The 24,658-nt window shown below is 59.7% G+C and carries 20 protein-coding genes and 2 tRNA genes; 14 read left to right on the forward strand and 8 right to left on the reverse strand.

Annotated features, from left to right (window positions below):
* Nucleotides 1-165 precede the first annotated feature (165 nt).
* On the reverse strand, nucleotides 166-1,359 hold the full coding sequence (fabV, locus tag FJD34_RS21405) for an enoyl-ACP reductase FabV (RefSeq protein ID WP_032859321.1): 1,194 nt from the start codon (nucleotides 1,357-1,359) through the stop codon (nucleotides 166-168).
* 328 nt (nucleotides 1,360-1,687) lie between these two features.
* Between fabV and ppnN the strand changes: the two genes are divergently transcribed.
* The 4 genes from ppnN (at nucleotide 1,688) to FJD34_RS21425 (ending at nucleotide 4,332) form a co-directional block, all read left to right on the forward strand.
* On the forward strand, nucleotides 1,688-3,061 hold the full coding sequence (gene ppnN / locus FJD34_RS21410) for a nucleotide 5'-monophosphate nucleosidase PpnN (RefSeq protein ID WP_032859320.1): 1,374 nt from the start codon (nucleotides 1,688-1,690) through the stop codon (nucleotides 3,059-3,061).
* 174 nt (nucleotides 3,062-3,235) lie between these two features.
* Complete coding sequence (locus FJD34_RS21415) at nucleotides 3,236-3,493, forward strand: AbrB/MazE/SpoVT family DNA-binding domain-containing protein (protein WP_032859669.1); 258 nt, start codon at nucleotides 3,236-3,238, stop codon at nucleotides 3,491-3,493.
* Entirely contained in the window at nucleotides 3,490-3,885 is a 396-nt protein-coding gene (locus FJD34_RS21420; RefSeq protein WP_065942542.1) for a PIN domain-containing protein, read from the forward strand. Before FJD34_RS21415 ends, FJD34_RS21420 begins: the two co-directional genes overlap by 4 nt.
* Before the next feature lie 72 nt (nucleotides 3,886-3,957).
* Nucleotides 3,958-4,332, forward strand: coding sequence for a hypothetical protein (locus tag FJD34_RS21425; protein WP_065942543.1), 375 nt, complete (start codon nucleotides 3,958-3,960; stop codon nucleotides 4,330-4,332).
* Between the two features lie 116 nt (nucleotides 4,333-4,448).
* Here the strand turns inward: FJD34_RS21425 and mqo are convergent, their stop codons facing one another.
* A complete protein-coding gene (gene mqo, locus FJD34_RS21430; protein ID WP_065942544.1) occupies nucleotides 4,449-6,095 on the reverse strand; it encodes a malate dehydrogenase (quinone) in 1,647 nt (548 codons plus the stop codon).
* Nucleotides 6,096-6,370: 275 nt separating this feature from the next.
* A complete protein-coding gene (locus tag FJD34_RS21435; RefSeq protein WP_090290721.1) occupies nucleotides 6,371-6,997 on the reverse strand; it encodes a TetR/AcrR family transcriptional regulator in 627 nt (208 codons plus the stop codon).
* 109 nt (nucleotides 6,998-7,106) lie between these two features.
* Between FJD34_RS21435 and FJD34_RS21440 the strand changes: the two genes are divergently transcribed.
* The 10 genes from FJD34_RS21440 (at nucleotide 7,107) to FJD34_RS21485 (ending at nucleotide 19,466) form a co-directional block, all read left to right on the forward strand.
* Nucleotides 7,107-8,177: a sugar phosphate isomerase/epimerase family protein gene (locus FJD34_RS21440; RefSeq protein ID WP_090290720.1), complete on the forward strand. Its 1,071-nt coding sequence runs from the start codon at nucleotides 7,107-7,109 to the stop codon at nucleotides 8,175-8,177.
* The gene (locus FJD34_RS21445) at nucleotides 8,174-9,064 is read left to right on the forward strand and encodes an alpha/beta fold hydrolase (protein WP_090290719.1); all 891 of its coding nucleotides are present in this window, start codon (nucleotides 8,174-8,176) and stop codon (nucleotides 9,062-9,064) included. The genes FJD34_RS21440 and FJD34_RS21445 overlap by 4 nt, the downstream gene beginning before the upstream one ends.
* A gap of 143 nt (nucleotides 9,065-9,207) precedes the next feature.
* Nucleotides 9,208-9,756, forward strand: a complete 549-nt coding sequence (locus FJD34_RS21450) for a cytochrome b (RefSeq protein ID WP_090290718.1) — start codon at nucleotides 9,208-9,210, stop codon at nucleotides 9,754-9,756.
* Between the two features lie 91 nt (nucleotides 9,757-9,847).
* A complete protein-coding gene (gene dusA, locus FJD34_RS21455; RefSeq protein ID WP_090290717.1) occupies nucleotides 9,848-10,840 on the forward strand; it encodes a tRNA dihydrouridine(20/20a) synthase DusA in 993 nt (330 codons plus the stop codon).
* 496 nt (nucleotides 10,841-11,336) lie between these two features.
* On the forward strand, nucleotides 11,337-11,435 hold the full coding sequence (gene kdpF / locus FJD34_RS28645; RefSeq protein WP_076964610.1) for a K(+)-transporting ATPase subunit F: 99 nt from the start codon (nucleotides 11,337-11,339) through the stop codon (nucleotides 11,433-11,435).
* Nucleotides 11,436-11,542: 107 nt separating this feature from the next.
* On the forward strand, nucleotides 11,543-13,249 hold the full coding sequence (kdpA, locus tag FJD34_RS21465) for a potassium-transporting ATPase subunit KdpA (protein ID WP_090290716.1): 1,707 nt from the start codon (nucleotides 11,543-11,545) through the stop codon (nucleotides 13,247-13,249).
* A gap of 10 nt (nucleotides 13,250-13,259) precedes the next feature.
* Nucleotides 13,260-13,913 carry a K(+)-transporting ATPase subunit C gene (kdpC, locus tag FJD34_RS21470; protein WP_090290715.1) on the forward strand — a complete coding sequence of 218 codons (654 nt, stop codon included), beginning with the start codon at nucleotides 13,260-13,262 and terminating at the stop codon, nucleotides 13,911-13,913.
* 12 nt (nucleotides 13,914-13,925) lie between these two features.
* A complete protein-coding gene (gene kdpB / locus FJD34_RS21475) occupies nucleotides 13,926-15,995 on the forward strand; it encodes a potassium-transporting ATPase subunit KdpB (protein WP_090290714.1) in 2,070 nt (689 codons plus the stop codon).
* A gap of 130 nt (nucleotides 15,996-16,125) precedes the next feature.
* Nucleotides 16,126-18,774, forward strand: a complete 2,649-nt coding sequence (locus FJD34_RS21480) for a sensor histidine kinase (protein WP_032859289.1) — start codon at nucleotides 16,126-16,128, stop codon at nucleotides 18,772-18,774.
* Nucleotides 18,774-19,466, forward strand: a complete 693-nt coding sequence (locus tag FJD34_RS21485; RefSeq protein ID WP_032859288.1) for a response regulator — start codon at nucleotides 18,774-18,776, stop codon at nucleotides 19,464-19,466. Before FJD34_RS21480 ends, FJD34_RS21485 begins: the two co-directional genes overlap by 1 nt.
* Before the next feature lie 87 nt (nucleotides 19,467-19,553).
* On the opposite strand, the gene FJD34_RS21490 is transcribed toward FJD34_RS21485, so the two are convergent.
* From FJD34_RS21490 to FJD34_RS21515, 5 genes are all read right to left on the reverse strand, one after another.
* Nucleotides 19,554-19,630: transfer RNA gene (locus FJD34_RS21490), tRNA-Asp, on the reverse strand.
* Nucleotides 19,631-19,649: 19 nt separating this feature from the next.
* Nucleotides 19,650-19,725, reverse strand: a tRNA-Val gene (locus FJD34_RS21495).
* A gap of 1,243 nt (nucleotides 19,726-20,968) precedes the next feature.
* Nucleotides 20,969-22,447, reverse strand: a complete 1,479-nt coding sequence (locus tag FJD34_RS21505) for a formylglycine-generating enzyme family protein (protein ID WP_157695974.1) — start codon at nucleotides 22,445-22,447, stop codon at nucleotides 20,969-20,971.
* Between the two features lie 53 nt (nucleotides 22,448-22,500).
* Complete coding sequence (locus tag FJD34_RS21510; RefSeq protein WP_090290711.1) at nucleotides 22,501-23,145, reverse strand: hypothetical protein; 645 nt, start codon at nucleotides 23,143-23,145, stop codon at nucleotides 22,501-22,503.
* Nucleotides 23,146-23,282: 137 nt separating this feature from the next.
* Nucleotides 23,283-24,557 carry a hypothetical protein gene (locus tag FJD34_RS21515; RefSeq protein WP_090290710.1) on the reverse strand — a complete coding sequence of 425 codons (1,275 nt, stop codon included), beginning with the start codon at nucleotides 24,555-24,557 and terminating at the stop codon, nucleotides 23,283-23,285.
* Between the last annotated feature and the right edge of the window lie 101 nt (nucleotides 24,558-24,658).

Here is a 24,658-nt window from a genome sequence, read left to right on the forward strand (position 1 = left end):
CACCGAGGTAAAGAAGGGGCAAGCAAGGAAAGGTAGGAAGGTTCCCAAATGTGAGCTTTTTGTAGGAGCCGGCTTGCCGGCGAAAAACCCGAGAACGCCACGGGGCGCCAGGCACCCCGCGTAATCGTTGACGATTTTCGCCGGCAAGCCGGCTCCTACAAAGGGTTAAGCCTGGACCAGGCCTTCGATCTTCACGGTCGGATTGACGTCGGCCTCATAATCCACGCCATCGATCTCAAAACCGAACAGACGCAGGAACTCAGCCTTGTAGCCGGCAAAATCGCTGATCTCGTTGACGTTGTCGTCGGTGACCTGGTTCCACAGCGCCGCTACGGCGTCCTGGACCTTCGGCTCCAGCTCAGCCAGGTCGGCACGCAGGCGGCCATCGGCGTCCAGCTTAGGCTCGCTGCCATACAGGCTATCCTTGAACAGGCCGTAGACCTGCTCGATGCAACCTTCGTGGGTACCCTGCTCTTTCATCACTTTAAACAGCAGCGACAAGTACAGCGGCATGATCGGGATCGCCGAGCTGGCCTGGGTGACCACGGCCTTGAGCACCGATACACGGGCATCGCCCTTGAGTGCCGCGAGGTTGTCGCGCAGGGTCAGGACTTTCTTGTCGAGGTCTTTCTTGGCCTCGCCGATGGAGCCGTTCCAGTAGATATCCTGGGTCAGCTTTTCACCCAGGTAGGTGAACGCAGTGGTCTTGGCGCCTTCGGCCAGCACGTCGGCGTCGCGCAGGGCGTCGATCCACAGCTGCCAGTCTTCGCCACCCATCACTTTGACGGTACCGTCGATTTCTTCCTGGGTTGCAGGTTCCAGTGTGGTGTCGACCACAACGCCCTTGTCGGTGTTGATCCCGCGCAGGGTCACAGCCTTGCCGATCGGCTTGAGGGTGGAGTTGTGCACCACGCCTTGCGGGTCGGTACGGCGTGGCGCGGCCAGGCTGTAGACCACCAGGTCGATCTTGCCCAGGTCTTTCTTGATGGTTTCGATGGTCAGGCGCTTGATCTCGTCAGAGAACGCATCGCCATTGATGCTCTTGGCGTACAGGCCTTTTTGCGCGGCAAACTTGTGGAAAGCGGCGCTGTTGTACCAGCCGGCAGAGCTGAGCTTGCCTTCTTCGCCTTCTTTCTCAAAAAACACGCCGAGGGTATCGGCGCCACAACCAAAAGCGGCACTGATACGCGCTGCCAGGCCATAGCCAGTGGACGCACCGAGCACCAGGACTTTCTTCGGGCCGCCTTCGATGGCGCCGTGTTCGGTCACGTAGTCGATCTGCTCTTTGACGTTCGCTTCGCAGCCAACAGGGTGAGCGGTCACACAGATAAAGCCACGAACCCGCGGTTTGATGATCATAAAATTTCTGCCTCTTCCAAGGTGCCGATGGCCAATGGTGGCCATTACGGCGTCAATCGTACTGGTCTATGACGTCCGAAAAACCGAAGCGTCACGATAGTCGCAATTCTTCTGTTCTCAAAATCCAATCCACAGCGGGGAAAGGCACTCTATTTTTCCGACATGAACGCAGATTCAGCACATTCTGCGGCATGATGAGGCTGTACGGAGTTTGCGTCCTGCCTGTAGGGCAGGGAAAATGCCCGTCCTGTGCGACCGTATTCGGCGCTCGTCATCCTCATGCCACTGGCTGTTCATCACCCGGTGGCTGCGCTTTCAGGGAATAAGAATGCCTCAACGCCAAGTCATCAATGCCTCCGTCAGCCCCAAGGGCAGCCTCGAAACGCTGTCGCAACGTGAAGTCCAGCAACTGAGCGAAGCCGGCTCCGGCAGCATCTATACACTTTTTCGCCAGTGCGCCCTGGCAATCCTCAACACCGGCGCTCATATCGACAACGCCAAGACCATCCTCGACGCCTACAAGGACTTTGAGGTGCGCATCCATCAACAGGATCGTGGCGTGCGCCTGGAGCTGTTGAACGCACCGGCTGACGCGTTCGTGGATGGCGAAATGATCGCCAGTACCCGCGAGATGCTGTTCAGCGCCCTGCGCGACATCGTCTATACCGAGAACGAACTGGACAGCCAGCGCATCGACCTGAGCACCTCCCAGGGCATCACCGACTACGTGTTCCACCTGCTGCGCAACGCGCGTACGCTGCGGCCCGGAGTCGAGCCGAAGATCGTGGTGTGCTGGGGTGGGCACTCGATCAATACCGAAGAATACAAATACACCAAGAAAGTCGGGCATGAACTGGGCCTGCGCAGCCTTGATGTATGTACCGGTTGCGGCCCTGGCGTGATGAAAGGTCCGATGAAGGGTGCGACCATTTCCCACGCCAAACAACGTATCACCGGCGGGCGCTACCTGGGCCTTACCGAGCCCGGCATCATCGCCGCCGAAGCGCCAAACCCGATCGTCAACGAACTGGTGATCCTGCCGGATATCGAAAAACGCCTGGAAGCCTTTGTGCGCGTAGGCCATGGCATCATCATCTTCCCGGGCGGCGCGGGCACGGCCGAAGAGTTCCTGTACCTGCTGGGTATCCTGATGCATCCGGACAACCGCGACGTGCCGTTCCCGGTGATCCTCACCGGGCCAAAACAGGCCGCGCCGTACCTGCAACAACTGCATGCGTTTGTCGGCGCGACCCTGGGCGAGGCGGCCCAGGCCCACTACCAGATCATCATCGACAACCCCGCTGAAGTCGCGCGGCAGATGACTGCCGGTTTAAAAGCCGTGAAACAATTCCGCCGCGAGCGCAACGACGCCTTCCACTTCAACTGGCTACTGAAGATCGACGAAGGCTTCCAGCGCCCGTTCGACCCGACTCACGAAAACATGGCCAGCCTGCAACTGAGCCACGCGCTGCCGCCCCATGAGCTGGCAGCCAACCTGCGCCGGGCGTTCTCCGGGATCGTGGCGGGTAACGTCAAGGACAAAGGCATCCGCCTTATCGAGCAAAACGGCCCGTACGAAATCCACGGCGACCTGGCCATCATGAAGCCACTGGATGAGCTGCTGAAGGCATTTGTGGAACAGCACCGGATGAAATTGCCCGGTGGAGCGGCGTATGTGCCGTGCTATCGCGTGGTGCAGTAACAGGCAAACTGCCAGGTCATATGTTGTAGTGTTTTAAGGGCCTTTTACAGGTGTCGTTGGCAGGAATCCGGACTAGGTTTTATCTATTCCGACCCACCGACACCTAAAGAGCGACCTATGGACCAACGGATCTTGTCTTCCATCATTCCTTACCCTAGGGTAAGGAATATCCCGATGGAGATCTTCATTATGGCCACCGCCACACTCACCTCAAAAGGGCAAATCACTATCCCCGTTCAAGTTCGGACCGCATTGGGCCTGGACACCGGAGACCGGGTGGAGTTTGTCGAAATGGAAGATGGCAAGTTTGCCATCATCGCCGCCAACCATAGCGTCCAGGACCTCAAGGGCCTGATCCGCAAACCCGCCCAGGCCGTCAGCATTGAACAGATGAACCAGGCCATCGCCACACAGGGAGCGAAGGCTGGATGATAGGCCTGGATACCAATGTGCTGGTGCGCTATGTCACCCAGGATGATCCGGTTCAATCGGCCAAGGCCTCAAGCCTGATCGAATCCTTCACTGCCACTTCACCGGGGTTTGTCAGCCTGGTTTCGGTGGTGGAGTTGGTGTGGGTATTACAAAGCTGCTACCAATGCCCCAAGACGCAAGTGGTGGCGGTTCTGGAAACCCTGCTGCGCACCCGTGAGCTGATCATCGAACATACCGAACTCATCTGGCAGGCTGTGCGCCGATTTACCACGACCAAGGCTGATTTCGCCGACTGTCTGATCGAGCGCTGTGCCCACGCTGCCGGGTGCGAATACACCGCCACCTTTGATATCGACACCGCAAAGGCCACCGGCATGCGACGCCTGGACTGATCCCTGGCGTTGCTGCAATGCATCTGCTTTGGTAAAACCTGTATTCCACCGCCCCTTGAGAGACCGCCCAACGTGCGCACGCTTCTGCTCGCTGCCTTGCTCCTGACACCCGCCCTGGCCCAGGCGCAAACCATCGCCTGGCCCGACCTGCCCGAGAGTTGTTTCGTCAGCGGGCGGTCTGCCACCAACGACGATGTCGACAATGGTTGTGCGGCGTTTCTGATCAATGTGAAAGGCAAGGCGGCAGGTACACCGATCAAGATGGATATTCCTCAATACGCCCTGCACGTCGAAGCGGGTACAGGCAAGGAGACACCAGTGATCATCATCCAGGCGGAACAGAACGGTGATATCAAGGCGGTGGGGTACAAGGAACTGGGTACCGAGCAACTGGGGGCGGCGTTGCTCAAGGAAGTGCGGCTGTTGGGAACAAAAAAACCGAGCTAGAGCCCAGCCCTAAACCTCTTCGATAAAAAGCCGCAATCAAAAAGCCCGCTGACCGTTACCGGTTCAGCGGGTTTTCAAGTGTCGACTCAATCCTGTTTCAGAACCTGGTCAACCGCTTACAGCGCGATATCAGCCGCCGGCTTACTCGGCTCGGCCGCAGGCTTGGCAGCCTCGGTCGCTTGCGGAGCGGGCATTGCAGGAATGGCAGGCGGAGGCGTCAGTTGCAGAACCTTGGCGGTGTAGGCCCATTCTTGCGCAACACGCTCAGGGCTACCGTTCAGCTTGGTGCCATAGCTAGGCACGATCTGCTTCAGTTTTTCCTGCCAGGCCGGGGTGGCGACCTTGTCCTTGAACACTTTTTCCAGCACGGTCAACATGATCGGCGCTGCGGTGGACGCACCAGGCGATGCACCCAGCAGGCCGGCGATGGTGTTGTCGGCGGAGCTGACCACTTCGGTACCGAGTTTCAGGACGCCGCCCTGCTCTTCGTCACGCTTGATGATCTGCACACGCTGACCGGCTTGCCACAGGCGCCAGTCTTCTTTCTTGGCGTTCGGGAAGTACTCTTGCAGCGCCTTGAAGCGGTCGTCATCCGACTGCATCAGTTGGCCGGCGAGGTACTCGACCAGTGGGTATTCGCGGATACCGACTTTGGTCATTGGCCAGATGTTGTGGGTGGTGGTGCTGGTCAGCAGGTCCAGGTACGAGCCTTCTTTCAGGAACTTGGTGGAGAAGGTCGCGAATGGGCCAAACAGGATCACGCGCTTACCATCCAGCACACGGGTGTCCAGGTGCGGAACCGACATCGGTGGCGAACCCACCGAAGCCTTGCCGTAGGCCTTGGCCAGATGCTGCTCGGCAATCGTTGGGTTCTCGGTTACCAGGAACGAGCCGCCAACCGGGAAGCCTGCATATTCCTTGCCTTCAGGAATGCCCGATTTTTGCAGCAAGTGCAAAGCACCGCCGCCCGCGCCGATGAACACAAACTTGGCGTCGGTCTCGGTCTTGGTGCCGTCTTTCAGGTTTTTGTAGCTGACACGCCACGAACCGTCGGCGTTCTTGGTGATGTCCTGCACTTCGCTCGACAGTTTCAGATCAAACTTCGGCGTGGTCTGCAGGTGAGCAACGAACTGACGGGTAATCTCGCCAAAGTTCACGTCGGTACCGATCGGAGACCAGGTAGCCGCGATTTTCTGGCTCGGGTCACGCCCTTCCATCATCAACGGAACCCACTTCTTGATCTGTACCGGATCTTCGGAGTATTCCATGCCGGCAAACAACGGGCTTGCCTGCAATGCTTCGTAACGCTTCTTCAGGAACTTGATGTTGTCATCGCCCCACACAAAGCTCATGTGCGGAGTGGAGTTGATGAACGAGCGCGGGTTCTTCAGAACGCCTTGCTGAACCTGCCACGACCAGAACTGGCGGGAAATCTGGAATGCTTCGTTGATCTCGACCGCTTTCGGGATCTCAACGGTGCCGTCCTTGTTTTCCGGGGTGTAGTTCAACTCAGCCAGGGCCGAGTGACCGGTACCGGCGTTGTTCCAACCGTTGGAGCTTTCTTCGGCGACGCCGTCCAGGCGCTCGACCATCTCCATCGACCATTGCGGCTCCAGCTCATTGAGCCAGACACCCAGGGTCGCACTCATGATGCCCCCGCCGATCAGCAGCACATCAACTTTCTTTGCCTCTTCCGCCTGAACGGAAGTAATCCCCATCGACAAAGCCAGCCCCAGCAGGGCAGTGTTCACTTTTTTAAACATCGTAGCACCTATGATAAAACGCCTTCCGCCCTACCGTCCTCGACCTTCCGGCAACCGTTGTTCACAAAACATCAGGCAATGTTTTGCTGGTTCCCGTACTCGCAAGAACTGCAGGGTGGGCACACAAGGCCGACGTATCGACCTCACTTTTATGTCCCTTCTGCGCTGACTTCTTATCATTATTGGCTTCAGCTACCTCGGCGACAGCTACCCTGCCGGTACGCATTCGGGAGTGCGTACCAGAGAGAGAATAGACCAAGATGGCGCGCAGAATATCATGGTCCGGCTGGATCGGGCGTCTGTTCTGGACTTGGTGGTCGTGTTGGCAACAGGCCCAGCGCTACCTCGACAGACTGGCGAAGACGCTCAGGCGTAACGCCATCCCTCGCCTGGATGGAAATACCGTGCAAAAAGGTCGCATAAAAGTCCCCCAGCGCCTGCACATCGACATCCTCGCCAAGCTCGCCGCTTTCCTGCCCGCATTGCAATCTGTCGATAATCGACTGGGTACGTTGCCGGCGGTGCTCACACAGCCATTGCTGAACCTCGACACCGTCCGGGCTGGTGCTGCTTGCGGCACTCACCACCAGGCAGCCGCCGGGACGACCCGATTGCGTGTATGTGCTGATGGCATCGTCCAACATGCCCCTGATCGCGCTTCTCAGGTCTGCCTGCGCCAGCGCATAGTCGGCAAAGCCACCCTCGCCGCTTTCATATAAAGCCACCGCCTCACGGAACAGCGCCTGCTTGCTGCCAAAAGCGGCGTAAATCCTCGCCGAGGCAATGCCCAGCGCCTCCACCAGCGCCGACATGCTGGTGCCCTCGTACCCTTGCTCCCAGAACAACAACATGGCGCGCTGCAATGCCGCTTCCCTATCAAATTCGCGCGGACGTCCGGCCATTAATTGCTTACCTGTGGGTGTGATTTCATCACTTTAACTCATATCGAGTTGACGGTAATGAATGGGCAGGCCTATTCTTTGTCGATCGACAAACAATAGGAACAATCTGATGCGTACGCTTAAAGGACCTAGTTTGCACCTGGCGCAATTCAGCGCCGCCGAGCCGCCTTTCAATAGCCTGGAGAACATCGCCCAGTGGGCCAGGACACAAGGTTTCAAGGCGCTGCAGATTCCGGCGTGGGACAGCCGATTCTTCAATGTCGAACTGGCTGCGCAAAGCCAAGCGTACTGCGATGACATCAAGGGCATGCTCGGCGACCATGGCCTGCAGATCAGTGAACTGACCAGCCACATTTTTGGCCAACTGGTGGCGGTTCATCCTGCCTATGACGCCCTGTGGGACGCCTCCATTCCAGCGCCGCTGCGAGGTAAACCCCAGGCCCGTACAGAATGGGCGATCGAGCGCATGAAATTGACCATCACTGCCTCGCAAAGGCTCGGTCTTGAAGACCTGGGCACATTTTCCGGCGCCCTCGCCTGGCCCTATCTATTCCCCTTCCCGCAGCGCCCAGAAGGTCTTATCGATGCCGCATTCGATGAGTTGGCCCGGCGCTGGCGACCGCTCCTGGATCTCGCCGATGAGAAAGGCATCAACCTCTGCTACGAAATCCACCCCAGCGAAGACCTCCACGACGGCACCAGCTTCGAGCGCTTCTACGAACGGGTTGACCAGCATCCGCGCTGCCGAATCCTGTTCGACCCCAGCCATTTCGTATTGCAACAACTGGACTACTTGAGCTACCTCGACATTTACCAGTCGTTCATCCGCATGTTTCACGTCAAGGACGCCGAGTTCAACGCCACCGGCCGCCAGGGTATCTACGGCGGATACAGCGACTGGGCCGACCGTGCCGGACGCTTCCGCTCACTGGGTGACGGTCAGGTGGATTTCAAAGGCATTTTCTCCAAGCTGGCCCAATACGACTATCCAGGCTGGGCCACGCTGGAATGGGAGTGCTGCTTGAAAAACCAGGAAGACGGAGCCCGCGAAGGCGTCGAGTTTATCAATCGACACATCATTGAAGTCACCAACCGGGCCTTTGACAACTTCGCCGGTGCACCGGTCGATCAGCGGCAGATCCAGGCTATGCTCGGCCTGCAGCACGAGGCAAGACCATGAGCGCGCACACCGCCAGATCGCTGCGTACGGGCGACGATTTCACACATCGCTATGTGCGAATCGACGGCAAGAAAATCCACTGCGTCGTGGCCGGAACCGGGGAGCCGGTGTTGCTGATCCCGGGCTGGCCACAAACCTGGTACGCCTTCCGGCATATCATGCAAGCCCTCGCACTTCAGGGCTTCCAGGCCATTGCTGTCGACCCGCCCGGCCTTGGCAACTCAGACCGGCCTGCACTGGGCTTCGACACCGGTAATATTGCCGACGTGCTCCATCGGACGATGCTGGGGCTCGGGATCTCACGCTATCACCTGGTCGGGCACGATGTCGGCATGTGGGTAGCCTATGCCCTGGCAAGCGACCAGCCACACGCCGTGCGCACACTGACCGTAACCGAAGCCGTCATACCCGGCCTGGCCCCACCGCCACCGATTTTTGTCGCGCCGGAACACAACATCTTCCTGTGGCACTTCCTCTTCAACCAGATCCAGGACCTGCCCGAGGCCCTGATTACCGGTCGGGAAGAAACCTACCTCAACTTCATGTTCGATCGCTGGTCATTTCACCGCGATGCCGTCGCCTCCGACGTCTACATTCGCGCCTACTCGACACCCGGCGGCTTGCGTGCGGGGTTCGACTATTACCGCGCGATTCCCGAAACAATCCGGCAAAACACCGAACGCGCTACCCGCATGCTGGAAATGCCAGTACTGGCCATCGGTGCTGAACATGCCACCAACGATGCGCCACTGATAACGCTCCAGGGTCGCGCAACTGACCTGCGCGGGGCGATCATCACGAATTGTGGGCATTTTGTAATGGAGGAGGCACCGGAGGCTTTTTTGGAACACTTGCTCGGCTTTTTGCTGGCGCATCCTGAAGTCTGAGACTTCGTGCCAGACGAGTAACGGGGCAAAGTCGGGAAATTCAGAAATCAGAAAAACCGATGGGAATCATCGAGTTTTTACGGTTTTCCGACAGGCCCAATTGTCGATAATCGCGTCTTCTCAAAAGGGAGGCGCGTATCCAGATGACTGAGGCAAAAAGCTATACGGCCACGGCAAAGTGGCTGCACTGGGGCATGGCGCTCATCTGGATTGTCGCCTGGGTCGTGGGGATCGTGGCCGTTCACTGGCGCGATGAATTCAATCCACAGCATCAACTCACCTTTTTACACAAGGCAATGGCCAGCACGCTGTTATTCCTTATCGTCCTGCGCATCGCCTGGCGCCTGGCCCATCCAGCCCCAGCGATGCCAAACACGATGACACCGCTGGTCAAGCGTGCTGCTTTCATCGGCCATCTGCTGCTGTACAGCGTCGCGCTAGTTGGGTTGCCGATATCCGGCTGGTACTGGAGTTCGGTCGCCGACAAACCCATTCTGGTTGCGGGCTTATTCTTGCTGCCGCCGCTGGTGGAGGCAGATAAAAGCCTCTATGACCTGGCAAAGGCGATCCATACCTACACCTCCTGGCTATGCGGAGTCCTTGTGGGTGGGCATGTGGTTGTAGCGCTGAAACATCACTTTATTGATAAAGACAAGGTACTGACAGGCATGCTACCGGGCCGTGTCGACTGAATATGCGGAGGCGCTCAATACCTGGCCTCAACGAGGCCACTCCGATCCTGATAAACTGATCGCCCTTCGCCGCCCCCATCCAGATACCCCAATGCCCCTACACATTGCATCACCCGTACTCTCTCGGCGCTTTAGCGTTGCACCCATGATGGATTGGACCGACCGCCACTGCCGCTTCTTCCTGCGCCTACTCTCCAAAAACGCCCTGCTCTACACCGAAATGGTCACCACCGGCGCAATCCTGCACGGCGACCACGAACGCTTCCTGCGCCACAACGAAGCCGAGCACCCGTTAGCGTTGCAACTGGGCGGCAGTGTTCCAGCAGATTTAGCCGCCTGCGCTCGCATGGCCCAGGATGCAGGCTACGACGAAGTGAACCTGAACGTCGGCTGCCCCAGCGACCGGGTACAGAATAATATGATCGGCGCGTGCCTGATGGGGCACCCGGCCCTGGTGGCTGATTGTGTGAAAGCGATGCGTGATGCGGTGTCGATTCCGGTTACGGTGAAGCATCGCATCGGGATCAATGGCCGGGACAGTTATGCTCAGTTGTGTGATTTTGTCGGACAGGTGAAAGACGCGGGCTGTACCAGTTTTACCGTGCATGCACGGATTGCGATTCTGGAGGGCTTGTCGCCCAAGGAAAATCGGGACATTCCACCGTTGCGCTATGACGTAGCGGCGCAGTTGAAGCGGGATTTTGCCGAGCTGGAGATTGTTCTCAATGGCGGGATCAAGACACTGGAGCAATGCGACGAGCATTTGCAGGTGTTTGATGGGGTGATGCTGGGGCGTGAGGCGTATCACAATCCGTATTTGCTCGCAGAGGTGGATCAGCGCTTGTTTGGCAGTACGGCGCCGGTCATCAGCCGGGCCGAGGCGTTGGCGCAGTTGCGGCCTTATATCGCTGAGCATTTGGCCAATGGAGGGTCGATGCATCACATTACGCGGCATGTGTTGGGTTTGGGTACTGGGTTTCCTGGAGCGCGCAAGTTTCGACAGTTGTTGTCGGTGGACATTCATAAAGCTAGCGACCCGTTGGCTTTGTTGGACCAGGCTGGGGCGTTGCTGGAAGGCCGCTGACCGGGCGGCTCGTAAAATGGGTGAGGGTCGCGGGCAAGTCCCGTGAACTTACCCACTCCCACGTAAAGAGTTCATATAAATTCCCTATTCCCCATAACGATTACGTCGCCTCTATTGAGCACTAAGCCCAGACACTCTACCGTCACTTCCTACCCCCAACACCCGTAGGAAGTCATCGTGGAAAGTTCAACTTTAGGCATGATCGTCCTGTCAATGATTGCGCTCTTCGGTACCGCCGCATTTTGCTTTGAACACCTCGCCACCCGCGGCGAGAAGAAAAAGAAAGCCAAATAAGCGGCTCGTCAACACCAGCAGCACCCCAGTGTTTAAAGGGATACCCGGGCGGCGGGCTATCCCTTTTTTTCGTGCGCCCGACATAACTTTTCTATATGTCGTCTTAATACCGCTTCGTGTAATCAGTGCCAGAACTTGATACCCCAGGGATTAACCTCCCCGCGTCCGCAATTGCGGCTTATTCATTCAGGGGAGTTACACCGTGCTCACACTCACGTTCATTTATATCGCCAGCGGCTTATGTGCTGTGGGGCTGTTCGTTTACTTGGGCTACGCCCTTATTCGCGCAGAGAAATTCTAGGGAGCTGGCCATGTACGACCTGATGTTTATCAGCCTTTCCCTGGTGTTTTTTGTTGCGACTGCCATGGCCATTGTCGCCATGGGCAAGATTTGAACGGAGCCACGACATGTTAAGCACGCTGCTGGAATTTGCGCTGGTCCTGGGGGTAATGACGGGGCTCGCCGTACTGATGGGCAAATGGCTGACCCGGGTATTCACCGGGACCCACCATGCCTTGCCGGAACGTTATACCTATCGCCTGTTGGGCATCGACCCACAGGAAACCATGGGCTGGGCCCGCTTCGGTTCGGCGCTGTTGTTGTCGAACGCGGCGATGATGCTGCTGGGCTACTGGGTCCTGCGCTTGCAGGCGGTTATGCCGATCAACCCGCTGGGGCTAGCCGCACAAACGCCGGACCTGGCGTTCAACACCGCCGCGTCCTTTATTACCAACACCAACTGGCAGGCGTACGCAGGCGAGACCAGCCTGTCGAACTTCAGCCAGATGGCGGTCATCACCTTTCTGATGTGCGTCGGCGCCACCTCCGGCGTGGTCGCGGCGGCCGGTTTCATTCGTGGTTTGAGCCGCTCAAGTTCGGGCGATATCGGCAACTTCTGGGTCGACTTCACCCGCACGCTGTACCGCGTGATGCTGCCGCTGTGCGTGGGCATGGCGCTGGTGTATGTCTGGCAGGGCATGCCACAGACTTTCGCCTCCCAGGCCCTGGCCACCACCCTTGAAGGGGCGCAGCAACAGTTGATTGTCGGCGCAGTGGCCAGCTTTGAATCGATCAAGCACATCGGCACCAACGGCGGCGGTTTCTTCAGCATGAACGCCGCGCACCCGTTCGAAAACCCGACGCCGCTGACCAACATCCTGCATATCCTCAGCATGTTGCTGATCCCTTCGGCATTGACTTACACCTTCGGCAGCATGCTGCTGCAACGTCGTCAGGGCTGGGTGTTTTTCGGCACCTTCCTGGTGATGTTCATCGGCTTCCTCGCCCTGGTCTACGGCGCCGAACAAAACGGTAACCCGCTGCTGACCCAGGCCGGCGCCAACCAGACCCTGTCGCTGGAGCACAGCGGCGGCAACATGGAAGGCAAGGAACTGCGCTTCGGCATCGCCGACAGCAGCCTGTTCATTGCCACCACCACGGCGGCGACCACTGGCTCAGTCAACACCATGCACGACTCGCTGACCCCCATGGGTGGCTTCGTGCCCCTGGCGCAGATGATGCTCAACTGCGTGTTCGGCGGTGACGGCGTGGGCTTTATCAACCTGATCCAGTACGCCCTGCTGACGGTGTTCCTGGTGGGCATGATGATCGGCCGCAGCCCGGAGTTCCTTGGCAAAAAAATCGAGGCGAGGGAGATCAAGCTGGTGATGCTCTCGGTGCTCGCGCACCCCATCAGCATCCTCGGCTTCACCGCCCTCGCCGCCCTGTGGCCCGACACCATAGCCAGCCTCAACAACCTCGGCCCCCATGGGTTCAGCGAGGTGTTGTACGCCTACACCTCCGGCACCGCCAACAACGGCTCGGCCTTTGCCGGCTTGAACGCCAACACGCCATTTTTCAACACCACCATTGGCCTGGCGATGTTGATCGGGCGCTTCTTCACCATGCTGCCGATGCTGGCCGTGGCCGGCTCCCTGGCGATGAAAAAGACCGTACCGGCCGGTGCCGGCACCATCCCCACCGCAACCCCGCTGTTCATGCTGCTGGTGGTGTTCGTGGTGTTGGTGGTTGGCGGCCTGACCTTTTTGCCAGCGCTCGCGCTCGGCCCGCTGGTGGAGCAACTGCAGTTGCTGTCCGGCCAGACGTACAACTGAGGACACGTAGATGACGACTCAATCGATATTCAAGGGGCTGTTGCGCCCGGTACTGGTTTCGGCGGTGTTTTTCATGCTGTTGACGGGGTTCGCCTACCCCGCGCTCACCACCGTGACCGCGCAACTGATGTTCCCGTTCCAAGCCCGCGGCTCGCTGATTGAACGCGACGGGCTGGTCATTGGCTCGACCCTGATTGGCCAGCACTTCACCCGGCCGGAATACTTCCACGGCCGCCCGAGCATGACCCTGGGCGCCGACCCGCAAGACCCGAGCAAAAGCGTGTCGCAGCCGTATAACGCCGGCGCAAGCGGCGCCAGCAACCTGGGGCCAACCAGTCAGAAACTGGTGGACCAGGTGGCCGCACGCGTGCAGGTCTATCGCCTGGCCAACGGCCTGGCCGCCGACGCCCAGGTGCCGGTGGACGCGGTCACCGCCTCCGCCTCGGGCCTCGACCCGCATATCTCGGTGGCCAATGCGCGGCTGCAATTGCCACGGGTGGCACGTCTGCGGCAGATCCCCGAAGCCGAGCTGCTGCAACTGGTTAGCCAGCACACCAGCGCACGTACTCTCGGCCTGCTCGGCGAACCCCGGGTCAATGTGCTGCAACTCAACCTTGCGCTGGACGCCCGCCTGCCATCGCCTCCTATTGCGGCCAGTGAGTAAGAGATTGCCCTTATGAAGAATGCTCGTTTACCTCTGTTTGATCGCGCCATCGTGCTCACCGCGTGTGGGGATGCGCTGAAGAAACTGCTGCCCCAGGCGCAATGGAAAAACCCGGTGATGTTCGTGGTCTACCTGGGCAGCATCCTCACCACCCTGCTGTGGTTCCAGTCCCTGGGTGGCCAGGGGGAAGCGCCCAGTGGCTTTATCCTCAGCATCACCTTGTGGCTGTGGTTCACCGTGCTGTTCGCCAACTTCGCCGAAGCCTTGGCCGAGGGCCGCAGCCGCGCCCAGGCCGCCAGCCTGCGCGGGATGAAACGCCAGACATTGGCCAAGCTGCTGCAACAACCCAAGCACGGTGCGGCGTGGCTGCCGACCGAAGCGTCGCTGCTGCGCAAGGATCAGGTGGTGCTGGTCGAAGCCGGCGACCTGGTGCCGCTCGATGGCATCGTGATCGAGGGCGTGGCGTCGGTGGATGAAAGCGCGATCACCGGCGAATCGGCGCCGGTTATTCGTGAGTCCGGTGGCGATTTTTCCTCGGTCACCGGCGGCACGCGCGTGCTGTCGGACTGGCTGGTGGTGCGCATCAGCGTCAACCCGGGCGAGTCGTTTCTGGACCGCATGATCTCGATGGTCGAGTCGGCCAAGCGCCAGAAAACCCCAAACGAAGTAGCCCTGACCATCCTGCTGGTGGGCTTGACCCTGCTGTTCCTGCTGGTGATCGCCACGCTGAGCCCTTACTCGATCTTCGCCGTGGCCATGAGCGGCAGCGGCAGAGTGGTCAGCGCCACAGTACTGGTGGCCCTGCTGGTGTGCCTGATCCCCACCACCATCGGCGGCCTGCTCTCGGCCATCGGCGTGGCCGGCATGAGCCGGATGATGTCGGCCAATGTCATCGCCACCTCCGGGCGGGCGGTCGAGGCCGCAGGTGACGTGGACGTGTTGCTGCTGGACAAGACCGGCACCATCACCCTGGGCAATCGTCAGGCCAGCAGCTTTTTGCCGGCGCCGGGAATAAAGGAGGCCGACTTGGCGGACGCCGCACAACTGGCCTCCCTGGCTGATGAAACCCCGGAAGGGCGCAGTATTGTGGTCCTGGCCAAGCAGAAGTTCGACATTCGCGCGCGGGACATCAACCAACTGGGCGCAAGCTTTGTGCACTTCACCGCACAAACCCGCATGAGCGGTGTCGACCTGCCCGCAGGCCGGGCGATTCGCAAGGGTGCAGCGGACGCGATTCGCCGCCATGTCGAGGCCTTGGGCAGTAGTTTTCCGACAGCCTTGCAGGCCAAGGTCGATGAAGTCTCACGGCGCGGCAGCACACCGCTGGTGGTCAGCGACGGCGCCACGGCGCTGGGCGTGGTGGAACTCAAGGACGTGGTCAAAGGTGGCATCAAGGAGCGCTTCGCCGAGCTGCGGCGCATGGGCATCAAGACCGTGATGATCACCGGCGACAACCGCCTGACCGCCGCCGCCATTGCGGTAGAAGCCGGCGTGGATGACTTCCTCGCCGAGGCTCGCCCGGAAGACAAACTGCAATTGATCCGCGACTACCAGGCCAAGGGCAAGCTCGTGGCCATGACCGGCGACGGCACCAACGACGCACCGGCGCTGGCCCAGGCGGACGTGGCGGTGGCAATGAACAGCGGCACCCAGGCCGCCAAGGAGGCCGGCAACATGGTCGACCTCGACAGCAACCCGACCAAGCTGATCGAAGTGGTCGAGGTCGGCAAACAGATGCTGATGACCCGCGGCGCCCTCACCACCTTCAGCGTGGCGAATGACGTGGCGAAGTACTTTGCAATCATCCCGGCGGCGTTTGTCGCGACCTATCCACAGCTCGGCGCATTGAACGTGATGCAGTTGAGCAGCCCCAACTCGGCGATTCTCAGTGCGGTGATTTTTAACGCGCTGATCATTGTCGCGTTGATTCCCCTGGCCCTGCGTGGCGTGACTTACCGCGCGATCGGCGCGGCGGCGCTGCTCAACCGCAACCTGCTGATCTATGGCCTGGGCGGGGTGTTGGTGCCGTTTGCCGGGATCAAGCTGATCGACATGCTGCTGACGGGATTGGGCCTCGTGTAACGCCCCATCCACTGTAGGAGCGAGCTTGCTCGCGAAGGGCGTTAACGAGAACGCGGAAAACCTGACACCCAGCGGCGCCATCAGGTTTTTCGCGAGCACGCTCGCTCCTACAGACAACTAGAGGAATGACATGCCTGCCTTAAACAACGAACGCCCCGATCCCGACGCCCTGCTGGCACGTGTCCAACAGGAAGAACAGGCCGCCTTGCGCGGCAAGCTGCGTATCTACTTTGGCTCCAACGCCGGCGTGGGCAAGACCTACGCGATGCTTGCGGCGGCGCGCCGTGAAGCCGGACTGGGCCGCGATGTGCTGGCCGGCGTGGTGGAAACCCACGGCCGCGAGGAAACCGCCAAGCTGCTCCACGGCCTCGAACAACTGCCCCGCGCCCAGCACCTGCACCGTGAATTCGCCCTGACCGAATTTGATCTCGATGCCGCCCTATTGCGCCATCCTACCGTGGTACTGGTGGACGAACTGGCCCACAGCAACGTGCCCGGCTCGCGCCACCCCAAACGCTGGCAAGACGTGGAAGAACTGCTCAGCGCCGGCATCGACGTGTGGGCCACCCTCAACGTCCAGCATCTGGAAAGCCTGAATGACCTGGTCAGCGGGATCATCGGCATACGCGTGCGGGAAACGGTGCCAGACCATGTGTTCGACAACGCCCACGAAGTGGTGGTGATCGACCTGCCGCCAGACGATCTACTGCAACGCTTAAAGGACGGCAAGGTGTACCTGGGTCCGGCGGCGGCGCGCGCGTCACGGCATTTTTTCCGCAAGGGCAACCTGTTGGCACTGCGCGAGCTGGCCCTGCGGCGCACGGCCGACCGGGTCGACACGCAGATGCGCGTGTACCGCCGCGAACAGTCGATCAAGACCCTGTGGCCGGCCCGCGAACGGCTGTTGGTCGGTATCGCCGGTGATACCGGCGATGAACGCCTGGTGCGTGAAGCGGCGCGCCTGGCGCAAAAACTGGAAGCCGACTGGATTGTCGTCCATGTCGCCTCGGCCCAGGGGCGCGGCGCCAAGCGCTACCTGAGCGCGATGAAAGCCCTGGCCCTGGCCGAAGAGTTCGGCGCCGATACCGCCACACTGCCGGGCATGGAAGTCGCCGAAGCCCTGGTGGCCTGTGCCCGTGAGCACAATGCCAATCGCCTGGTACTCGGCCATCATCCGCGCCGTCGGTGGCGGTTCTGGCATCAGTCGGTCAGCGATCGGATCAGCCGCCACCACCCGCAAATCGATCAGATCGTGATTGCCCACGGCCTGCTGCCGAGCAAGCCCGTCGCGCTCGAAAAAACCGCAACGCTGCCTGGCACTCGCCTGGCCTACCTCTGGGCCAGCCTGGCCTGCTTCGCCGCCAGCGCCGTCGCCGCGCTGCTGCTGCAAGTGTTCGACCTGGCCAACGTGGTCATGTTGTTTTTGCTCACGGTGGTGCTGGTAGCGCTGCGCTTTGGACGCGGCCCCGGCGTGTGGGCGGCGATGCTTGCAGTACTGTGTTTCGACTTCTTTTTTGTACAGCCGCGCTATTCATTCACCGTCAACGACACCCAGTATTTCTTCACCTTTGCGCTGATGCTCGGCATCGCCCTGATCACCGGCCAACTCACCGCGCGCCTGCGGCACGAAGCGCGCACCGCCGCCGCACGCGAGCGCCGCGCAACTTCCCTGGCGCGCCTGGCCCGCGACCTGTCGGCGGCGCTGACCGTAGAACAAATCAGCGAAGTCGCGCTACGCACCTTCAGCGGCGTCTTCGAAGCACGGGTGGGCCTGGCCCTGCCGGACGCCGCCGATGGTGTACACAGCGTGAGCGCCGGTGGGCTGCCGATCGACGACAGCATCGCGCAATGGACCTACGACCACGGCCACCCCGCCGGCCACGGCACCGACACCTTGTCGGCGGCCAAGGGCTGCTACTTGCCGCTCAAGGCGCCGATGCGCGTGCGCGGCGTGCTGGTGCTGGAGTTGGCCCAACGCGATCGCTTGCACGACCCGCAGGAACGCCGCCTGCTGGAAGCCTGCATGAGCCAACTGGCGATTGCCCTGGAGCGTGTGCATTTCGTCGAAGTGGCGCAAAGCACCCTGGTGCAGATGGAAGGCGAGAAAATGCGCAACACCCTGCTCGCGGCGATTTCCCATGACCTGCGCACCCCGCTGACCACCCTGATCGGCGCCGCCGAGACCGCCCTGCCCCACGCCCCGCCGGGGCCACTGAACGAGCTGCTGCACGGCATCCATGAACAAGCCACTTCCATGCAGCGGCTGATCGAAAACCTGCTGGACATGGCGCGCATGCAAGAGCGCGGCGTGCGCCTGAACCGCCAATGGCACTTGCTGGAAGAAATCGTCGGCAGCGCCCTGCGCCAATTGCGCGAACCGTTGGCGCGACACCGCGTACACACCACGCTCGACGCAAACTTACCGCTGGTGGAAGTCGACGCGCTGCTGATCGAGCGGGTGCTGGTCAACCTGCTGGACAACGCCGCCAAATACACCCCGCCAGGCACCACCATCAGCGTGACCGCCAGCCAGGCCGGCGAGCACATTGTGCTGGAGGTCAGCGACACTGGCCCCGGTTGCGCGCCGGCCAATCTGTTTGAGCCCTTCACGCGCGGCCAGCAGGAATCGTCGGTGGCCGGCATCGGCCTGGGCCTGGCATTGGTCAAGCGCATCGTCGAGGCCCACGGCGGGCATATCGAAGCAAACCCCGGCCGCAAGGGCGGCATGCATTTCACCCTCACTCTACCCGCAGGCACCCCGCCTGCCATGGAACCCTAATGAGCACTGCACGCATTCTGATCGTTGAAGATGAGGCCAATATCCGCCGTTTTGTACGCATAGCCCTGCAAGATGAAGGCTTTCAGGTGTTCGAGGCCGACAGCGTCAAGCGTGCGCTGATCCATGCCGCCAGCCGTCAGCCGGACCTGGTGATTGTCGACCTTGGCTTGCCAGACAGCGATGGCAAGCAACTGATCAGCGAACTGCGTGGCTGGCTGGCGGTGCCGATCCTGGTGTTGTCGGCGCGTGACCGTGAAGAAGAGAAAGTCGCCGCCCTGGATGCGGGTGCCGATGATTACCTGACCAAGCCGTTCGGCGTGCCCGAGTTACTCGCACGCATCCGCGCCCAACTGCGCCGGCATGGGCATACCGGCACCGTGGTGGCCACCAGCAAGGTGGCGTTTGGCGAGATTGCAGTCGACCTGGCGACCCATCAAGTGTGGCGCTCAGGCCAACCGGTACACTTGACGCCCATTGAGTACCGCTTGCTCTGCGCAATGATTCGCGGCCAGAACCGCGTACTGACGCACCGGCAGTTGCTGCTGGAAGTGTGGGGGCTGGATTACGTCGACCGCGCACATTATCTACGGGTGCATATGGCGCATTTGCGGCAAAAGCTGGAGGTGGATCCGGCGCAGCCACAGTATTTCATTACCGAACTGCAGGTGGGTTACCGGCTGGTGGGGTTGTAGAACAGCAAACCCCAGGCACAAAAAAGCCCGCTCAGTGAGCGGGCTTTGCGTGGTGACCTGGCGTTCAGCGTTCCAGGTTACCGAATATGGCGCAGCGGACGGGACTCGAACCCGCGACCCCCGGCGTGACAGGCCGGTATTCTAACCGACTGAACTACCGCTGCGCGTAACACATCAAGCGAATGGTGGGTGATGACGGGATCGAACCGCCGACCCTCTGCTTGTAAGGCAGATGCTCTCCCAGCTGAGCTAATCACCCTTCACTTTCGGTGTGGGACGCATCATATACGAAAATTTCGCAATGTGTTGATTTAAATGCAATTTATTTGAAATATCTTTTCCACAACAGCGTACGCCCTTGAAACCGGCGCTTATCGGCTTCTATAGCTGCGCCGCCTACGGTGAACCGCGCAACTTCAGGGTCACCACACCCTGGAACTTCTAAACCTCCAATAAAAAACGCCCCCGGTCATCGGAAATGACCAAGGGCATTTTGTAGGAGCGAGCTTGCTCGCGAAAATCGTCAACGATGACGCGCGCATCCTGAAAAAACACAGCGCCCTCAGGTTCTTCGCGAGCAAGCTCGCTCCTACAAAAAGCAGGAAGGTAAACCCCAGACAGCAAAAAGCCCGCTCAATGAGCGGGCTTTCTGTGGTCACCTGGCGTTCAGTATTCCAGGTTACCGAATATGGCGCAGCGGACGGGACTCTCGTTCTGCCTATAATCACTTGAAAGCACTTGAATTTTTCTACTCAAGCCACCTCTATATGCAGGATTATGTACTAATAATCTGGCACTGACAACACACAAATCAAAAGGTAGATGAGTACCGTAATCAAGGAGCTTCCGGCTGAGTGTATGAACGAGCCCCATTAAAGACAGAACACCGTTTCTCCCTGACGATGTGGGATAGGCAAACGGTTATTTTTAACAGTAACGATAAGAGTAATGAGTTTTTTGCCAGGAGCAGCGGCGCTACTGAGGCTTGGGGCAAACTGGCCGTGGTTCACGAGAGCCCTGAACCAGAACAAAACGTTTCGGTGGCGGCTCTTTGCAATAGCCAATCAGTTGCTCCGGTGGCACAACCTTTATTAGGACGGCAGCTGGTCGGCGCTCAGTGCCTGCCTTCGAGCTGAGTTATGCACTCAAGCAGATCCGCGAACTGCAACGGATGGGGCGAGAAAAGGATGGGAGTCGAAATCATCAAAGAGGCCGTGGGGATCGCCCGTTCGCGAAAATGAATTGCGCACTCTGAACAGCTGTATATCCCGGTGTACCCGCCTGTATGAACGGTATCAATGCCGCGAACAAGGTATTCGCCGCGCATGCAGCGCGCACGGACGCAAGAATAACAATCTGACCGTACCTACGCATCACCTGCACACGTTGGCCTCGACCGTGCGCGAGTGGAACAGGGTCACGCTCTGCTGCGGCTGTGATGTCTAGGGCATGAATGGGTTATTGCCGCAGGCCCCGGGCACGCTTTCTGATTGCCCTTGGTTTCACTGCACAGGCGATATCGCCAGCCTCACGCCGGTCGTCTTGTACGATGCGGCAACTAGGATCGGTACGCGCGAGCCGGCTGTCGCGTATTGCGCGTAACTTATCCATGCACCACCGCGTTGCGCCCGCAGCCCGCAATCCCCGTCAGTGCGAGCTATTGCGTTGGGCGGCGCATCGGCATGGCTGTCATTCCAGCAACCCTCGGTCAACTCCATAACGTTGCCTACCATGTCATGCAAGCCGAACGCATTGGGTGGGAACTGTCCGACCGGCGTGGTTTCACCGCGGTAATGGCTCGACGGGCAACCTTTAGCAGGGCGGCGGCCATCCACATTGGTCACCGATGCATCCAGGCAGGCACCGGTCAGATACCGGCTCGCAGTGCCGGCGCGGGCCGCATACTCCCACTCGGCTTCACTGGGCAAACGGAAGCGCTTACCAGTTTTTTTGTTCAACCAGGGGAGATACTGCCCGGTCACGTCCTGATAGCTGACGTGGATGACAGGTCGTGTGCCACGGCCCCAACCTTCATCGTCGGGCACGTGACTACAGGCGCCATCGTGCACGCAGGCATCCCAGTCGTTGAAGGTCAGTTCGCTCTTGCCCAGAGCAAATGCGGCAACCTGTATCTCGCGTTGCGGTCTTTCACTGCGTCCGGAGCGCCTGCCTTCTGGCGGGTCGCCCATTAGGAATGTGCCGGCAGGAATGGCCAACATCTCCGGTTCCGACCATGCCGGCAACGAAGCATCTGGCTGGCCCTCTTTGCGGGGTTTGACGGTAACGAAATCGACACATGACGCGTGATTCGACTTGAAATCCGTGGCATTCAGTTCGAACCGCCTGGGGCCTTCGTCCACGATCCAGGCCGTCAGCACAACCTGTTTGGCCTGCGCCAGTTGTGGTGTGATGGTCTGCAAGGTATGGCCCAAGGCGCAAGTCAGAACGTCCTTGCTATGATCGACAGCGCAGCGGGGAGTCAACGCTATGGGATCGTTCTCGTCGATGTACAGCTGGATGGCTTGGCGTTGATCGATTTTCCCCCAGCTCCAGATGCGGCCGTTGCTACCATCGGAAAAAACATCGATGTCAAATACGGCAAATTCGTTGAGAAGTTTGCCTCCGACCACACGGGCAGCAGTACTGGCCTCTGATTCGTTGGTAACATGATGACGGAACGTTTTGGCGTGGGCCGTCATCAGGATGGCGCGCACACCACAGGCGTTGGGCTCGGTCAAGGACTGTTTGGATGTGAATGCCCATGACACGCGGCGAATGGCGCTCAATGCCCATTCATCGATGCGTTTGGGGTCGCCGAATGGCGGATCGATCCAGTTGCCAGGCTTGAGCTTTAGCTGGACTGTGAGTGAGGGTGTGCCCAGAGGCGTCTGTGCCGATACGGCGGCGCTGAAGAAGAAACAACTGATGAGCGGAATGGCCCAGCTTCTCAGGAAGCTAGACCAATGGTGCTGATCCCGCATGGCGCGGCTCCTTGGAAAATGACGTTCCTGTGGACAAGACGGCAAGTCCTGAATCAGGGCGCCCATATGAACATCCCCGCCGGCTTCACCTGCATGGCCTGCGCCAGGGTGACTTTGCCCTTGAGCTCAGGTAGCACGGTGTCCCGCTGGCGCTCAAACGTCGCGAGATCGCGGCGCAGCGCCAGGCGCTTGTCTTTGCCGTAGACGAAATTGCCCACAAACACTATGCGACCCGCGGGCGCGGCATAGGCTTGCCTTCGTACATCGGCTTCGCAGCCACTGTTGAAGGCGCTGTAGATATAGCGTCCGGCCGGCACCTCGAAGGCAAAGTAGTGGATCGGTCCAGGCATGCCCGGAAACACAGCATCGGCGTGGTTAAAGCGGTAGCAATTGCCAGTTGCCACTTGGCGTTCGATGTCGTATTCGTCCAGTTGGAGCGAGCACAGCTGTGCACGCCACTTGCTTTCGATGCCCACGCCGTAAACCAGCACCGCGCTGTTGTCGCGGATCGGCCTGCCCGCTGGGAGCGGCCGCACGCTGTTTAGGCCGCAGCCTTCCAGCAGCAAGAGCAGCGCCAGCATGCCGCCGCGTCTGAAAACGGTCCAAGTGTCCATCGTCATGTCAGCCTCAGCAAAACGGTGCGAGATCGGATGCACCAGTTTGAAGTTCGAGATGTCGAGCGTGAAGTGCCGGGCCATCCCAAGACAAAAAAAGCCACTTGGGGGCAGCTCCGGCACATAGTGCCAAACGTGAGGGGCAAAGACTTTGTCGCCGACGTAGACGCTAGCGCACTCTAGTACACAGGGCTTCGCGCCCGGTACATTCCGCGTGGTTCTCATAGCTCCTCGCCGGCCAGCGCCGTCATGCGGGTGATGTTGAAGTAGACGTCGTGCGGTGTGCCATCATGTTCTTCCACGCCCCAGACATTGAACTGCTCCGTGCCGTGGGCCTGCAGCGCGCGCCGTTTTGCCGTGAGCCTTCGCGCCACAAGCCAGTCGTGCTCTTCTTCGACGAACATCACGGGAATGGCGGTTGCTGCACTACGTGCATCACCGCTGGTGGCGATGGCTTGCTGGACACCGAAGAGCAGGCCGTTCATTTCGCGCTGTTGGTCATCTTCACCTGTCTTGCCCGCGAGGCGGCCATACACCTTCCACAGTCGCGGTGTCGGAATGTCCTGGATGGGACGTAGTGCCTCGATTTCACGCAGTTTAGCCAGCGCTTCCCGCGGCTTACCTGCCTCCTCCAGGGAGGTTGCTTCTGTCAGCACTGCGTCGAGACGGGTGCGCAGGTCTCCATATCGAAGCCCAGGATCGCTGAGAAACTGCTCACGCTTGTTCCGTACGAGTTCAATCAAAGAGCGTTGCTCCGAATTCAACTTCTCCGGTGGCAGGCTCCCGAAATGCTCTGATCGCTTCAGTTCAAGTGCCTTTGTGCGGATGTCAAGTACGCTGTAAAGCCGTTTTGGCTGGGTACTTGGTACCGGCTCCACGAAGTCCATGGTAGATACCAACTGACCCTTGTAGAGAGAACTCTTAAAATTCATAGCCCGCACGCCACGGGCAATGGACCATTCAACAGGCTCGGTGCTCAGTACCGTGCGAAGCGGATTGTCTTGCGTATCGCCCTTGCCGATGCGCTGTGTCAGCAACGCTTGATAGGCGCTGGCCAAAGCAACGTGCTTCTGCGACCGCTCTACGTTCCCTAACCTGGCGTACAGCCAACCGGTGAATCCATGCACCCGGTGGCTGGGCATCTCTTCCAACGGCATGTAGCGTTCCAGCGTCAGCAAGCGATTCAATGCCAACTGGTACTTGCCTTGCCTTCCCAAGAGCTCCGCATCACTCATCGCTGCGACGATGTCGTCTGTCAACTGTGGCACGTCAATGCCGCGGGCATCGAACAAGGCCTCGCGTACGGTGAGGAACTTAGCGATCAACTCTTCTGATGGCGGTGCCGGTGCTTCGGCGTCCAGGAGCGTGAACTTGGTCTGGGGCTTGGCGACGGGTTTGGTGATACTGAAGGTTGATGGGGATGGCACTTGGACCTGGGCATGTACCAGACCGCAGAAGCCTCCAATGATCAACGCGAACAATGTCCTCAGTTCCATTTCTCTCTCCTTTTCTTTCTAACAACTCAAAAGGTGTTGGAGGCAATCGGCGTTGCGACGGGGTCACGACCGCAGTTGCCACGCCTGCCAGAGACCACGTC

It is taken from the genome of Pseudomonas brenneri (assembly GCF_007858285.1).
Classification (GTDB): domain Bacteria; phylum Pseudomonadota; class Gammaproteobacteria; order Pseudomonadales; family Pseudomonadaceae; genus Aquipseudomonas; species Aquipseudomonas brenneri.

Excerpts from the sequence above, each read along its gene's own strand:
- fabV (WP_032859321.1), bottom strand. The coding sequence starts at position 1,359 with ATGATCATCAAACCGCGGGTTCGTGGCTTTATCTGTGTGACCGCTCAC.
- ppnN (WP_032859320.1), top strand. The coding sequence starts at position 1,688 with ATGCCTCAACGCCAAGTCATCAATGCCTCCGTCAGCCCCAAGGGCAGC.
- FJD34_RS21415 (WP_032859669.1), top strand. The coding sequence starts at position 3,236 with ATGGAGATCTTCATTATGGCCACCGCCACACTCACCTCAAAAGGGCAA.
- FJD34_RS21420 (WP_065942542.1), top strand. The coding sequence starts at position 3,490 with ATGATAGGCCTGGATACCAATGTGCTGGTGCGCTATGTCACCCAGGAT.
- mqo (WP_065942544.1), bottom strand. The coding sequence starts at position 6,095 with ATGTTTAAAAAAGTGAACACTGCCCTGCTGGGGCTGGCTTTGTCGATG.
- FJD34_RS21435 (WP_090290721.1), bottom strand. The coding sequence starts at position 6,997 with ATGGCCGGACGTCCGCGCGAATTTGATAGGGAAGCGGCATTGCAGCGC.
- FJD34_RS21440 (WP_090290720.1), top strand. The coding sequence starts at position 7,107 with ATGCGTACGCTTAAAGGACCTAGTTTGCACCTGGCGCAATTCAGCGCC.
- FJD34_RS21445 (WP_090290719.1), top strand. The coding sequence starts at position 8,174 with ATGAGCGCGCACACCGCCAGATCGCTGCGTACGGGCGACGATTTCACA.
- FJD34_RS21450 (WP_090290718.1), top strand. The coding sequence starts at position 9,208 with ATGACTGAGGCAAAAAGCTATACGGCCACGGCAAAGTGGCTGCACTGG.
- dusA (WP_090290717.1), top strand. The coding sequence starts at position 9,848 with ATGCCCCTACACATTGCATCACCCGTACTCTCTCGGCGCTTTAGCGTT.
- kdpA (WP_090290716.1), top strand. The coding sequence starts at position 11,543 with ATGTTAAGCACGCTGCTGGAATTTGCGCTGGTCCTGGGGGTAATGACG.
- kdpC (WP_090290715.1), top strand. The coding sequence starts at position 13,260 with ATGACGACTCAATCGATATTCAAGGGGCTGTTGCGCCCGGTACTGGTT.
- kdpB (WP_090290714.1), top strand. The coding sequence starts at position 13,926 with ATGAAGAATGCTCGTTTACCTCTGTTTGATCGCGCCATCGTGCTCACC.
- FJD34_RS21480 (WP_032859289.1), top strand. The coding sequence starts at position 16,126 with ATGCCTGCCTTAAACAACGAACGCCCCGATCCCGACGCCCTGCTGGCA.
- FJD34_RS21485 (WP_032859288.1), top strand. The coding sequence starts at position 18,774 with ATGAGCACTGCACGCATTCTGATCGTTGAAGATGAGGCCAATATCCGC.
- FJD34_RS21505 (WP_157695974.1), bottom strand. The coding sequence starts at position 22,447 with ATGCGGGATCAGCACCATTGGTCTAGCTTCCTGAGAAGCTGGGCCATT.
- FJD34_RS21510 (WP_090290711.1), bottom strand. The coding sequence starts at position 23,145 with ATGGCCCGGCACTTCACGCTCGACATCTCGAACTTCAAACTGGTGCAT.
- FJD34_RS21515 (WP_090290710.1), bottom strand. The coding sequence starts at position 24,557 with ATGGAACTGAGGACATTGTTCGCGTTGATCATTGGAGGCTTCTGCGGT.